The 13,492-nt window shown below is 62.3% G+C and carries 9 protein-coding genes; 4 read left to right on the forward strand and 5 right to left on the reverse strand.

The window, feature by feature from the left end; genetic code table 11:
• Positions 1 to 36: 36 nt before the first annotated feature.
• The 3 genes from L21SP4_RS13100 to L21SP4_RS06505 all read left to right on the forward strand — a co-directional run bounded on the left by L21SP4_RS13100 (position 37) and on the right by L21SP4_RS06505 (position 3,492).
• Entirely contained in the window at positions 37 to 174 is a 138-nt protein-coding gene (locus L21SP4_RS13100) for a hypothetical protein (RefSeq protein WP_160300724.1), read from the forward strand.
• A 50-nt stretch (positions 175 to 224) separates the two neighbouring features.
• A complete protein-coding gene (locus tag L21SP4_RS06500; protein WP_052881897.1) occupies positions 225 to 1,139 on the forward strand; it encodes a metallophosphoesterase family protein in 915 nt (304 codons plus the stop codon).
• Positions 1,140 to 1,347: 208 nt separating this feature from the next.
• Entirely contained in the window at positions 1,348 to 3,492 is a 2,145-nt protein-coding gene (locus L21SP4_RS06505; protein WP_052881898.1) for a hypothetical protein, read from the forward strand.
• Between the two features lie 183 nt (positions 3,493 to 3,675).
• On the opposite strand, the gene L21SP4_RS06510 is transcribed toward L21SP4_RS06505, so the two are convergent.
• Both L21SP4_RS06510 and L21SP4_RS06515 read right to left on the reverse strand, forming a co-directional pair.
• Complete coding sequence (locus tag L21SP4_RS06510) at positions 3,676 to 5,154, reverse strand: sulfatase family protein (RefSeq protein ID WP_096335066.1); 1,479 nt, start codon at positions 5,152 to 5,154, stop codon at positions 3,676 to 3,678.
• Between the two features lie 39 nt (positions 5,155 to 5,193).
• Positions 5,194 to 6,576: a sugar porter family MFS transporter gene (locus L21SP4_RS06515; RefSeq protein ID WP_052881899.1), complete on the reverse strand. Its 1,383-nt coding sequence runs from the start codon at positions 6,574 to 6,576 to the stop codon at positions 5,194 to 5,196.
• Positions 6,577 to 6,827: 251 nt separating this feature from the next.
• Between L21SP4_RS06515 and L21SP4_RS06520 the strand changes: the two genes are divergently transcribed.
• Positions 6,828 to 7,988 carry a PEP-CTERM sorting domain-containing protein gene (locus tag L21SP4_RS06520; protein WP_052881900.1) on the forward strand — a complete coding sequence of 387 codons (1,161 nt, stop codon included), beginning with the start codon at positions 6,828 to 6,830 and terminating at the stop codon, positions 7,986 to 7,988.
• 218 nt (positions 7,989 to 8,206) lie between these two features.
• Here L21SP4_RS06520 and L21SP4_RS06525 read toward each other — a convergent pair whose 3' ends face one another.
• From L21SP4_RS06525 to L21SP4_RS06535, 3 genes are read right to left on the reverse strand one after another with little or no spacing between them, the layout of a single operon-like run.
• Positions 8,207 to 11,077: an FAD-dependent oxidoreductase gene (locus L21SP4_RS06525; protein ID WP_052881901.1), complete on the reverse strand. Its 2,871-nt coding sequence runs from the start codon at positions 11,075 to 11,077 to the stop codon at positions 8,207 to 8,209.
• A gap of 54 nt (positions 11,078 to 11,131) precedes the next feature.
• The gene (locus L21SP4_RS06530; RefSeq protein WP_052881902.1) at positions 11,132 to 11,974 is read right to left on the reverse strand and encodes a prepilin-type N-terminal cleavage/methylation domain-containing protein; all 843 of its coding nucleotides are present in this window, start codon (positions 11,972 to 11,974) and stop codon (positions 11,132 to 11,134) included.
• Positions 11,975 to 12,022: 48 nt separating this feature from the next.
• Positions 12,023 to 13,477, reverse strand: coding sequence for an MFS transporter (locus tag L21SP4_RS06535; RefSeq protein ID WP_052881903.1), 1,455 nt, complete (start codon positions 13,475 to 13,477; stop codon positions 12,023 to 12,025).
• Positions 13,478 to 13,492 lie beyond the last annotated feature (15 nt).

The following is a 13,492-nucleotide window of genomic DNA, read 5'->3' on the forward strand; positions in this document are numbered from 1 at the left end:
CCTGTGGAAGACCGCCCCGAACCCGGAGATGAGCCCATGAACACGAGATCCCTGGACAGACGAACCTTTTTCAAATGGACCGCCGCGGGAACGATCCTGCCCTCGACCCTGGCCCATTCCGCTTCGGCGGAGGCCGGGGAGAACGATGCGCGGCCCCTTCGGGTCCGCTTTTAGCGAGTCCGCCCGTGGTCCAGCATGTATCGGAGCACGGATTTTCCGTGAATATGCGCGTAGACCGGCTTTGCACCGGCGAGGTGGAATGGGGGACCGAGCCGGACGCCCTGGACCGCCGGGCCGTCGCGACGTGGGGCGGATTGATTCAGTGGGATGAACGCTGCCTGCAGATCCCGGTCGAGTTCGACCGGCCGCTGCGTCCGGGATCAACGATCTACTACCGTTTCGGGGCACAGGAGCTTTTCTATCCGGACCGGTTTCCCGACCGTCGCCGGGGCGTCAGCGGGTGGACGGATGTTCGAACCCTGCGCATTCCCGACCCCGACCGCCCTTCGGTCCGGGCCGTTGTCGTGAACGACACGCACGAACAGGGTCGCACCTTGAAGGCACTGGCCGGGCGGGTTCGCGAACTCTCGCCGGACCTCCTGATATGGAACGGCGACACCACCACGGATTTCCACTCCTATAAGGACGTGGCTGAAATCCTGCTCGGGCCGGGCCGCAGGCCCGGAACCGCACACGGCGGCGGATGGGCATCGGAGCGCCCGCTTCTGTTTGTGGTGGGGAACCATGAGTTCCGCGGTGTTCGTGCGGGGGATGTTCTATCGACATTATCCGCCGGTCCCGTTCCCGGACTGCCGTATAATTTTGTGTCCCGTGACGGCCCGCTGGCCCTGGTCGGTATGAACACGGGGGAAGACCGCGCCGATTCCAGTTTCGCCGGGATGCAGGGTCTGGGGGCCTTCGACCGGGAGCGCGAACGGCAGGCCGACTGGCTGGCGGATGTCGCGGATACCCCGGAGGTCCGGGACGCCCCGTTCAAGATCCTGCTCTGTCATATCCCGCTCCGTCTGCGGGACACCGACCGGAAATGGCCGTCGTCGCGTCATGCCGCTTCACTCTGGATGCCGACCCTCGAGAAGGCCGGCTTCGATCTGCTGGTCAGCGGGCATACCCATGACTAGCGTTTCGACGACCCGACCGCGGCGGAACCGATCCTTCAGGTCGTGGGCGGGGGGCCTGAACTTGAACGAGCGACCGTAACCATCCTCGACGCGACCCGGGATAAGCTGTCCGTACGTCTGGAAGACCTCTACGGAGACCGGCTGGATCATCGAACCCTTCGGGGATGAATCCGGGCGTGCCGACATCAGAAAGTGCGGGAAACAGAAAGTGAAACACGGGATCGGGACGCTGGTATTCGCATCGGTATTGATCGGGCTGCTCCGGGTCGTGCCGGCCGCCCGTTCCGCGATGTCCGCCTCCGCTCCCGCCGCCATTGAGGTCCGGCATGATACGCCAGATCACTTTCAGGCGACGTTTACGCCCGGCGTAAAACTCTTCTCCAACCGGCCGTATACCCTGAAGGAGTGCCCGCCCCGACTGGAGGGCAAGAGATTCATCCGGAATCTCATCGGCTACAACCGTTTCACCGTAACCCGCTCCGGAACCCTTCTGATCCTGGCCCGATCCACACAGCACGAGGCCGTGGAGGGCCGTGGTTTCACCCCTGAAGACACCCCCCCTTTCCAGCTGTTCGGCACGAATCCGGATGACGCGGCGCGGGTCTACAGCCGGTATGTCCGCGAGGGCGAGACCTTCGAGTTCCGGGTATGGACCATAGTCCTCGGCTTCTCAGAGGCGGTCCGCCGGCCCGGACCGGACTGGAGATCCAACCGCGGCAAAAAGCTCTATAACGGGATCCGGCTTCCGGAGACCTGGCCCCCGGTGCATATGCATCCGGTATCCACCGAACCGATGCCCGTGCCCTATCTGGATCACCCGCCTGAAGTGATCCGGATTGATGTCGGGCGCCAGCTTTTTGTCGACGACTTCCTGATCGCGGAGACGGACTTGGCCCGGACTTTCCACTATCCCGAAAAATATGAAGGTAATCCCGTACTGAAACCGGAAACCCCGCTGGAAAGGGGAACGGAACCCCCCGCCCTGGCCGCGCGGCTCCCCGAACTCGCCTCCCGCCCGCAGCCGCTGGCCGGACCCAAGAGCGGAGGGTTATGGTGGAATCCGGACAAACAGCTCTTTGAACTCTGGTACGAAGCGGGCTGGATCGGGACCATCTGTTACGCGGTCAGCCGGGACGGGCTCCACTGGGAGCGGCCCGAACTCGATATCCGCGCCGGCACCAATCAGGCCCTGCCGGAAGGACTCCACGTCGACTCCTGGACGGTCGTGCGCGATGCGTGGACCGCTGATCCGGCGGCCCGATATAAACTGTTCATCAGCACCGGTCCCCGTCCGGGCACCTGTTATATTTCACCGGACGGCATCCACTGGCGGGGGGGAACCCGGACCGGGAACATGGGCGATCGAAGCACGATGTTTTATAATCCATTCCGCCACAAATGGATCTTCAGCATCCGCTCCGGTTTCCGGGGACGATCCCGGCACTACTGGGAAACGGATGACTTCCTGCACGGCGTGCAGTGGGACGACTTCAACCTGCGGGGTATAGGCTGGGAGGAGGGGCAACCGGTCATCTGGACCGCGGCGGACCGGCGGGATCCGCCCGACCCGGAACTTAAAAATACGCCGCAGCTCTACAACCTGGATGCCGTGGCGTATGAAAGCATCATGCTCGGATTCTATGAGCTGCACCGCGGACCCCCGAACCGGCAGGCCGCCGAACAGGGCACCCCGAAGATCACGGAACTGAATTTCGCCTACAGCCGGGACGGATTCCACTGGCACCGCCCGGACCGGAACATGGCCATTGCCGCCTCGCGCCGGGAGGGGACCTGGGATCGCGGATACGTGCAGTCGCTCGGCAACCTCTGCGTGGTTCAGGACGACCGGCTGTGGTTTTACTATCTGGGATTCGCGGGCGACCCGGAAAATACCAACGAACGCTCGATGCTCAGCGGGATGTACGCCAACGGCGCGACCGGGGTCGCTTTTCTGCGCCGCGACGGATTCGCCTCAATGGATGCGGAGAAACAGGGATATCTCACCACCCGGCCCGTCACCTTTTCCGGCCAATACCTGTTCGTCAACGCCGCCGCTCCGCAGGGCGCGGTGCGGGCCGAGATACGCGACCTGAACGGCGAGCCCATTGAACCGTTCACGCTGTCCAACAGCCGTCCCTTTACCGGAGACAGCACCCTGGAACCGCTGACCTGGAGGGGAGGTTCCGATCTCTCCGCACTGGCCGGACAACCGGTTCGATTCCATTTTGAGCTGACGAAGGGTTCGCTCTATGCCTTCTGGGTCAGCAGAGACCGGAGCGGACGCAGCGACGGTTACGTCGCCGGCGGCGGCCCCGGCTTTACCGGTCCCGTGGATACCGTTGGAAATAGATAATTAATGCCGAGCTGGAGCTCGGCGTTCCCAGGAGAGAAAAATGCCGAGCTGGAGCTCGGCGTTCCCAGGAGAGAAAAATGCCGAGCTGGAGCTCGGCGTTCCCAGGGGGAGAAATGCCGAGCTGGAGCTCGGCGTTCCCAGGAGAGAAAAATGCCGAGCTGGAGCTCGGGCGATTGAAGGTCGCTATTCCTCGTACTGCACGGTTCCGGTCTCATCCACCGGATAGCCCTGACGCCGCACAAACGTCATGCCGTCGGCGAAATCATCCGCCGTCTCCCTGAGCCTGCGTTGAAGGAGGCGCTCCAGGCGGCGCTGCAACTGCGCCGTTTCCGGACGGTCGACCAGATTGTTCCGCTGGTACGGATCGGACTCGTTATCGAACAGAAGCCACGGCCCGTTCAGATCTTTCACATAGGTATGCCGGGCCGTACGGACGCCGCGCCACTCCCTCCCGCCGCGCCGGGCGGACCACTGCCCGAAGGGATGGATGTTCACGATCAGCGCGGCATCGTCCGACGCAGGCGCCCCCTTGAGAACCGGAACAAAGCTGTCTCCCTCGACACTCGAGGGCACCGGCACGCCGCACAGCTCGCAGAGCGTCGGCATAATGTCGGGTGTGTTGAACGGCGCCTCCAGTTCCCGCCCGCCCTTTCCGACCCCCGGATACTTCAGCAGGAACGGGACACAGACCGACTCGTCATACGGCCACTGCTTCTTCCAGAGTCCGTGCGATCCGAGCATATCCCCGTGATCGGCGGTAAATACAAAAATCGTATCCTCCTCGAGGCCCGCATCGCGGATCGCCTGCTGCAGACGGCCGATACAGGCATCCAGTGCGCTGCAGTGGGCATAATACCCGGCCATGATCCGCCTGACGCGGTCGCGCGGCTCCATCGCGGCGTGCTCGTCCCACTTCGCCGGCGGAATAAAGTCCTCCGCATGCTCCGGCACATTCGGCGGGATCGTCAGCTTTCCGGGATCATACATCGCCCGATACGCCTCAGGTGCGGTCAGGTACGGCGCATGCGGAGGACCCCAGGAGAGGAACAGCACGAACGGGGCGTCCCCGTGACTGCGGATGTAATCCACCGCGTGGCGGGTCTGGTCGATGGCGTCGTAGCCCCGCCACCGCTTCGCTTCAGGGTTGTTGTTATCGTAATACAGCGAATCGTTGTAGCGGTGCGTACACTCCAGCACCTGCCAGAACCCGAACCCCTGCCGACGCTCCGGCGGGATATAGCTGCTGCGCCCGTGTCCGTCGAGATGCCACTTGCCGATAAAGCCGGTGGCGTACCCGGCCTCGTTGAACACCTCGGCAATCGACGGGCCGTCCTGCTGCAGATGGACATCGTTCACGAAAACGCCGTGCGTCAGCGGATACTGTCCGGTCATGATCGACGCCCGCGCCGGGCTGCAGACCGGGCAGACCGATACCGCGTTTTTAAAACGGAAGCTCTCCGACGCCAGCCGGTCGAGATGCGGCGTCTTCACATCCGGATTCCCCGCATATCCCGTCGCCGAAGCCCGCCACTGATCCGCGAATACGAACACCACATTCGGGGGTTTCAGGCCCGGTGTCATCATCCTGCAGCCGCCGAGCACCCCCGCGCCACCGGCCGCGCCCGCGGCGGTCAGGAAGTTACGTCGTCGCATGCCGTTCATTGCGTCTCTCCTCCGACGAGCGCGCCGTCGGCAAAAGATTTACCCGCCGGTCATCTCCTCGAGCGTCTTGCCCCGTGTTTCCGCGATCAATTTCCAGGCGAAGAACACCGAGAGCAGCGCGAAGAAGGCGTAACAGGCGTAGGCGCCGCCGAGACCGATTCCGCTGAGCAGCATCGGGAAGGTTATCGTGACCACAAAATTCGTCGCCCACTGCGAGAGCCCGGCAAGCGAAAGCGCCGCGCCGCGCATCTGGTTCGGGAACATCTCGCCGAGCAGCACCCACATCACCGGCCCCCAGGTGACGGCAAAACAGATGATGTACCCGTTGGCGGCCAGCAGCGCAAACACGCCGGCCATATCCGTGAGCGCGAGATTGCCGGACGCATCGACCTCCGATCCCGCGAAGATCAGCGCCATGAGCCCGAGAAAGACCGCCATACCGGCCGACCCCCAGACGAGCAGCGGCTTCCGGCCGACCCGATCGACAAGGAGGATGGCGACGATCGTGCTTCCGATGTTGATCGCCCCGCTGATCACGTTGATCAGCAGCGCGTTCTCCTCCGTAAATCCGGCCGCCTCCCAGAGTACTTCACCGTAGTAGAAGATCACATTGATTCCGACCAGCTGCTGAAAGGCGGCCAGCAGGATCCCGACCCAGACGATCGGGTAGATGCGTTTCCGGGCCGTGTCCCGCACGTCCCGCAGGCTGGGCCGGTGAGCCGCGTTCAGCGTACCCCGGATCTGCTCGACCTTCGCCGGCGCGTCGTCGGGATGATCAACACGCGCGAGAACCGATTCGGCCTTTTCATATTTTCCGCGCGCAACCAGGAATCGGGGCGACTCCGGGATGCAGATCAGTCCCAGGAAGAAAAGAACCACCGGGATCAGTTCCATCCAGAACATCCACTGCCAGGTCTGAAATCCCCACAGCGGGTCCGAGGCCCCGCCGCTGACGCCGGCCAGCAGGAAATTGCTCAGAAACGCCACAAAGAGTCCCAGCACGATCGCCATCTGCTGGAGCGAGGCCAGCCGCCCGCGGACGGCCGCCGGAGCGATCTCGCTGATGTACGCCGGGCTGATGATGCTTGCGCCGCCGACCGCGATCCCGCCGATCAGGCGGTAGATGACAAACTCGACCGATCCGCCCGCGATACCGGAACCCCATGCACTGACACCGAAACAGACCGCCGCGACGATCAGCGCCCAGCGGCGTCCCAGCCAGTCGGCGATCCGACCGGCGAAGAAGGCGCCCGCCGCGCAGCCGAGCAGCATCGAGGCTACGTTGAACCCCGACCCGACCTCCGAGGTGCCAAATGCCTCCTGCAGCGCCCCCACCGTTCCGTTGATCACACCGCTGTCGAACCCGAACAGAAAACCACCCAGCGCCGCTACGCAGGAAAGAAGGAAGACAAATACATTCATCGAGTCTCCCTTCGATTTTCCGTTACGCTAACAACTCCCCGTTCCGATGCAAAGAGATTAACGGGATGAGCTTCGTAACGGCACATACTATTATAGTACCAGCAGCTTCGTCATTAATAACCAATTTTCACCGTGTGCAATTTTATTATAATTTTATCATTGACGCATGATTGAGGGGTGTTAGTGTCTCTGTACAAAGGGTTGGCGCGTGGTGCGCCGGGGCACGTTAATTACAATGGGAGGGTACAGTTATGCGAAAAATACTGACGATGCTGACGGTCTGCGCCTTCGCGGCGGCCGCGCAGGCAACGAATATCAACTGGCAGGGTGATGAATCGAATGACTTCGGCACCGGAGGCAACTGGGCCGGAGGGGCGGTACCCGGGCCGGGGGACGAACTGACATTCGACTCCACGGCCTCGAGTTTTACGGTCGACGTGGATTCCGATTATACGATCGGGGATTCCTATAACGACTTTCTTATCGTAAGCGGGGCGTATACCTTCAACGGAAGCGGGACCATCACGGTCGCCAGCTCAAATGACAAGCCCAACGTCACGCTGAACCTCAACGCGGACAGCGGGCAGACCCAGACGCTCAACAATAATATCTCGCTGACAAACAGCGGTACCGGGGTCACGTATTTCAGAGCCGGTGACAATAACAGCGGCGGTACGGTCAGGTTCGGCGGCAAGCTGATTCTCAACGACGCCGGGAGCAGTATCCTTATGCCGCTGGATAGTGTGACGGTTTACTACGATGGAGGCGTTGACCTCTACAATGCGGCACACGCCAATAGCAAAAACAGCAGCAGTTCGCCCGCGTTTTTCCGGGGCGCGGTCACGGACGCAGACGGCGGCTCTGATTCGCGGTTCGTGGCTGGAGGTGGCTGGTCAGTCTTTGCCAACACCAACGGCGTCGTTGGCGATTCATCCCTCTCTGATGTACTTTTCCAGGGTGGCGATCTTCGCCTGGGGGCTGATCATCAGGTCGAAACCATGCTCCGAACCGCCGCATCAAGCTACTCGCCGAGTTTCGATTTGAACGGCTTCAGCAATACAAATACCGCCAGCCTTTTACTCCTGGACGGAGGCAGCGGATTCACGCTGACCATAGATTTCAGCGACGAGGAAGCCGAGAGTCTGTGGTTCAGTGATTCATCCGGCCACGGTTGGTCGACGAATACTTCCGTGCTCAACCTCGTCGGATTCGAGTTAGGCAAGGACGAGATTCGCTTCGGAACAGATGAGAGCGGACTGGATGGCGGCCAGTTGAGCGTGATCCGGATCGATGGGGAATCCGGCGACTACTCGCTCGACAATAACGGATACCTGATCCCCGAGCCGGCCACCATGGGCCTGATCGGGGCGACCGGCGCGGCGTTACTTTTCATCCGACGCCGCATACGCTGATTCGGCGCAAAACGGTGAATGAGTGCGGTCCGGAAGTGGGTTATTCCGGACCGCTTTTTTATAGGCTTCCGGAAGAAGTTTCTCGCAAAGCGCGCGGAGCGTGCAGGTAAAGAGCCTTTCTCCCCTGTTCCACATTCCTCTTTATTCCCTTTGCGCTCGCTGCGCCTCTGCGAGAATAAACGGGAGAGGGGGTCGCGATATCTCAGCGCGACCGCTCCCTATGCCCCGTAGACGCGTATTTCCATCACACGGGCCTGCGGCGCGCCGTGGGTACTCTCGACCGTGAGGCGCACCTTATCCGCCACGCATGCGGGGAACTCATGTCGGCGGAACCGCTGATAATTTCCCCGGATCCGCGCAACGTTTTTCCACTTCCCGTTCGTCCGGCACTCGATCGTATAATCGCGCACGCAGACATCCGGATGCGCATCGCGCTGCTTGCCCATGGTTACGCTGAGATCCGTATCAAAGACGCAGTGCACCGAAGAGACCTTCGCCCGGCGTTCCAGCGTGAGTTCGATCCACTGCGGGAGCGGTTCACCGGCGTCGGAGATCCACATGTTGGGCGCCTCCTCCGTCGGCCGGGCCGTCCCGTTGATCACGTTCACGGGCGCGTACACCCTCCGCTCCGTGAAGACCGGGTCGGGGTCCAGCGCGAACGTCATTGCATCGCCCTGCACCTTTTGCCAGACGCCCGGTCGACCGTAAAACCGGAAGACCCCCTCCGTATTCAGGCTTGAGTGTCTCCAGCTTACACCTTCCGCGGTTTCCAGGTACATCCAGGCATGGGCCGTCGGGATCTCCCGGTCGATCGGGAAATCCACCCACCCTTTCATCCCGGCGGAGATGCGTCGGGTCACGGTGGCGACATCCGTTGCGGACGACAGGTCATTCCCGGATCCTGCGGCGCGGAGATGCAGGGTAATCTCCGCATCGCGCTTCGCTTCGAGCGGAAGGCTGATGCGTTCCAGGCGCCGGCCCGCCTCCCAGGGGAAGAACACGCCGCGGGCCATATTCAGCTCGAACCAGCGCCCCCTTTCGCTGCTCTCCATCTCGCGCCGGAACGGGTTGGACGCGTCCACGAACTGACTGGAGGCGCGGACCTCCGCGCGGAGTGCCAGATCCTCCGGGTCGCGGTTGCGCACGCCGGGGATGTACTGATCGTGCTTCAGCAGGAGCTGCTGCAGTTCGTCCATATGCCTGCGGTACACGCCCCGGGGGGTGGTCCGACGATGCAGCGCCAGCGCCGCGGCCGTACCGGCCGCCTGCCCCGTGATCGAGGTCTGGCCCTCGACGCGCACGGTGCCCAGCGCGATATGTGAGACGCTCATCGCGCGTCCGGCCATCAGCAGGTTTTCGATGTTACGCGAATAGAGCGTGCGGTACGGGATCTGCGCGATCGGAATCTTCACCGCGCAGTCGTACGGCCCGGTTGTGGAGAAGAGACCCTCCGCAGCATGGACATCGAGCGGCCATCCCGTGTGGCCGATCGCGTCCTCGAACGGACGCGCCGACTCGCAGTCGTTCTGATTCAGCACGTAATCGCCCAGAAGTCGCCGCGTCTCGCGTTTGCCGACCATGAACGGGACGTAGTCGAGCCGGTGCTTCGAGAGTCGGGACCGTTCGGACCACTTGTTCTTCATGTAGTCCCAGAAGGTGAAATTGATACGGAGCAGGGCGTCGCGCGCGTATTCGGGATCCCACAGATCGTCCACCTCCCCGTGGTGCTCCAGCCACCAGGTACCGTGCCATGCCACCCGCTCGAGGCGCTGATCGTCGCCGCGACGGTTGATCCAGTCGGGCGGGAGCCTGTAGATCCACGGCGGCGTCTCGAACTTCTGCGGGGAGGACTCCCGGACCGTCCGGTAAAACAGGCAGCGTTTATACTCCTCGCGGGGGCCGCGCAGGCAGCCGCTCATCGTGATGTTGTCCGCCCTTTCCGGCGCGTAGCTCTCATTGTACATCGATCGCGGCTCCCGTCCGACCCGGTGATCGGCCCCAGCGTAATAGCCGAGCCATCCGTCGCCGGAGGTATCGATGAACATCTTTCCGGGGATGCGGGATCGGCCGCCGGTGAGGGTATGGCGCGCCAGGGCCGCGCGGATACGTTTCGTCCCGCTCTTTTCCACCGCCTCGACGCGCGTATCCTCATACACCTCCAGGTTTTTCTCTTTCTCGATGAGGGTGGCGAACGGGCGGCTCATAATCGAGCCCCATTCATTCACCAGGCCGATCCGTCCGGCCTCCTCAATAATCCCGCTCTCGCGGGCGAATCGATGCTGGGAGGCGGCGCCCTGGACCGGCACGCCGATTTCCACGCTGGCGTTTCCGCCGAGCACGGGGCGATCGGAGATCAGTGCGGTCTTCATGCCCAGGCGTGCCGCAGCGATCGCCGCGCAGCAGCCCGCCGTGCCGGCCCCGACGACCACGACGTCGTACTCGGGTCTGCGTTGCAGCTGGTCGGATTCGCCACTGAGCCGTGCGCGTTCCCGCCGGAACGCCTCGAGGTCGGCGGGCGGCCGGTAATCCGTATCCCGCGTCAGTATGATTGAGGAGCAGCGCCCGTAATATCCTGTGAGGTCGCGCAGCGTCATTTCGACCGTGCCGCCCTGAAGCTCGTGCAGCCCGCCGTCCTGCCAGCTCCAGCCCTTCTCACCCTGGGCGCCGTATTCGATCCCGGAATCCTGCCCGTTAATCCGGACCGCGAACCGGCCGGGCGAGTGTTCCGGGATCCAGTTGCGGCTCCGAACCCAGAGGCGATAGCGGCCCGGCCGGACATCGGGAATCGTCAGGCCGGCATCCTCGACCGGCGTTCCCGCGCCGTGGGCGATCAGGTAGGACGAACCCATAAACCCGGAGTGCTGGGTGTCCAGCGCCCATCCGCCGTAGCTTCCGAAATCGGCGGCATCGGCCCAGAGGAATCCGGGCACGACCTCGCGGATCGTACGGGCCGGTTTACGGAACGGGATCGCGTTGTCGTACGCGCCCGAATCATAAAAATCGTCGGGGACGAAAGAAAACGCCAGGTCCCGGTTAAGCAGACTGACCGTCAGCACACCGGTCTTTACAAAATCTCGTCGATTCGTCATGAAACACCTCACTGTTTGAGCCGGTCAGGGGACCCGGGCATTGCATTCACAGGATCAGTTGGACAGCTCGCGCCTTAATTCCTCGCATTGTTCCCGATAATCATCGTTGAACTGTTCCTCGGGAAGCCAGAAGAACATCTTGAAAGGATCCGCCGAAAAATTATTTACGAGGCGGACATCCGTCAGGCTGACGTGTCCGTCGGCCCACAGGATGTGGCCCCGACCCTCGTGACGCCCTCCCCAGACGCTCTGGGAGGGCACCCGGCCGGAGAGGATCCAGGCCATCTGCCCTGATCCGTACTTTTCGACTTCCTCGGCGGCGTGACCGCTCTCGGCCAGGACGATGAACTTCGACGGGAAGCGGATCTGAGCAAAGCGCAGCTGCGGACGGTAGGTGGGGCCGAGCATGAGGTTTCCGAGTTCGACATTGCATCCGTACGACGGCTCCAGGTAGGGATGCGTCGCGTCCGGATCCTCGAAGTACCGGCGATCGGCCGGACAGCGCAGGACATCGGGGAGCCGGGTCGACGGGTCGTTGGGATCGTAGCGCTCGCCGTAATGGTCCCCGATATCATAATTGATATACGGACCGATCCCGACGTCGCGGCTCCCGTGGGGTCCTTCCGGATCCAGCGCCGGGGAACACCAGCTCTGTGCAGTGCAATGCCAGAACCCGCCCTGGATCCTGATGAGCGGCATGCGGCCGTCGTGATCCGCCGTATACTGCTGAACCGCCGTCCCGAGCGTTTTCATGTTGCCCATACAACCGGTCGCGTCGGCCATGGCACGCATCTTCGTAAAGGCCCCGAACATCAGACCCGCAAGCAGGGCAATAATCGCCAGGACCACCAGCAGCTCGATCAGCGTGAATCCCTTATAATCGCTTTTGTGTTTCATGCGCCCTCCCTCATTTCAAGGCCCGCGCACCATGTCCTCTTCTCACCCTCATGCGTCTTCGCGTTTTTCAAACGCCTCCATCTGGACGCGGGTGACGGGGTATTTGTACAGGAACACTCCCGCGATGCAGATGACGACCGGACCGCTGATGAAGGTCAGGATGGCGATGTTACGTACGGCCTCGGGGGTCTGGTCCGTGGCGCCCGAGACGATCCCGGCCAGGCCGACCAGTGAGCCGCAGATAAACATCCCGATCGAGCCCGCCGCCTTCGCGCAGAACGTGAACACCGACGCGTAGCCCGCATTCTTCAGCTTGCCGGTATTCTGCTCGTTGATCGCCGCGACGTCGGCGATCATCGAACTGGCCAGCGGTACGAGGAAGCCGCAACCGCCCCACCAGCACATCTGCAGGAGGCCGAACACGAGGGTGGCGACGGAAAACGATTTTCCGAACAGGGTAAAGGGGATCTGCCCCGGCTCCATCAGGCCGCCGATAAACACGGCCAGCAGGCTCAGCCCCCCGAATACGGCCATCCCGATCCCGATAAATCCGGCCGGCTTCTTATCGAACCGGCGGACCAGCCTGGACACGTTCAGCGAGGCGAAGGCGAAGGCGAGCATCCCGCCCCCGTGCACAAAGGTCTTCTCAAAGGCGCTGAATTTCATAAAGAAGACGTAGGTGAACATCTGGGTCTGGGCCATGAGCATGAACGAGAGCGTGGCGAGCATAAAGAAGCCGAACACGGCCAGGGCGAGCCGATCCCGCAGGATGGAGGAGAAGTCGACCCAGAAATCGCGGATCGAGTTGCCTTCGACCGGTTCCTTCCGGTTGTCCACCGCGTAGTTGCGGGTACCCCAGCAGCAGATCGACACCAGCGTCATGATCGCCACACCGAGTGAAATGGCCATGAGCAGGTAATTTCCGGGGATCAGGGCACCGTCGATCATCTCACCCGCCTCGTTCATTTCCTCCTGGAAGAACAGCGACCAGGCCATGGCGCCGAAGAGGAAGTTGCAGGTCTGATTGATGAAGAACCGCGCCCCCTGCAGGCGTGCGCGGGATTCGTATTCGGGGCAGATCTCGAAGCCCAGCGCGGTATACGGCACCATGTATACGGTCAGGGCCGTGCGGATCATCAGGTTGAGCACCAGGGCGACGATGAAGATCAGCACCGGCGAACTCAGAAGCTGCGGCAGGGTCCAGAAGGAGACGAAGAGTGCCGCGCTCAGAAATCCCCCGATCAGCACGTACGGATGGCGCCGCCCCCAGCGGGTTCGCGTATTATCCGAGATGTGACCCATGATCGGATCGGTGATCGCATCCCAGAAAATGGCGACGCTGATGGCCAGCGAGGCCCACGCCGGATTGAGTCCCAGGATCTGGGTGAGGTAGATCATGGCGAAGTTGCTCATGCCGTTCATCGTGATCGAGAACGCGCCGTCACCCACGGCGTACTTGAAGATGTCCAGCTGACTTTTCTGTCCGGTTCGGGATTGTGCCATTACGGATTTCCTTCT

The organism is Kiritimatiella glycovorans (assembly GCF_001017655.1).
GTDB lineage: Bacteria > Verrucomicrobiota > Kiritimatiellia > Kiritimatiellales > Kiritimatiellaceae > Kiritimatiella > Kiritimatiella glycovorans.

What these genes read in the sequence shown, in the direction of transcription:
- L21SP4_RS06515 (WP_052881899.1), bottom strand. Translation starts at nt 6,576, where the DNA reads ATGAATGTATTTGTCTTCCTTCTTTCCTGCGTAGCGGCGCTGGGTGGT.
- L21SP4_RS06525 (WP_052881901.1), bottom strand. Translation starts at nt 11,077, where the DNA reads ATGACGAATCGACGAGATTTTGTAAAGACCGGTGTGCTGACGGTCAGT.
- L21SP4_RS13100 (WP_160300724.1), top strand. Translation starts at nt 37, where the DNA reads ATGAACACGAGATCCCTGGACAGACGAACCTTTTTCAAATGGACCGCC.
- L21SP4_RS06520 (WP_052881900.1), top strand. Translation starts at nt 6,828, where the DNA reads ATGCGAAAAATACTGACGATGCTGACGGTCTGCGCCTTCGCGGCGGCC.
- L21SP4_RS06500 (WP_052881897.1), top strand. Translation starts at nt 225, where the DNA reads ATGCGCGTAGACCGGCTTTGCACCGGCGAGGTGGAATGGGGGACCGAG.
- L21SP4_RS06530 (WP_052881902.1), bottom strand. Translation starts at nt 11,974, where the DNA reads ATGAAACACAAAAGCGATTATAAGGGATTCACGCTGATCGAGCTGCTG.
- L21SP4_RS06510 (WP_096335066.1), bottom strand. Translation starts at nt 5,154, where the DNA reads ATGAACGGCATGCGACGACGTAACTTCCTGACCGCCGCGGGCGCGGCC.
- L21SP4_RS06535 (WP_052881903.1), bottom strand. Translation starts at nt 13,477, where the DNA reads ATGGCACAATCCCGAACCGGACAGAAAAGTCAGCTGGACATCTTCAAG.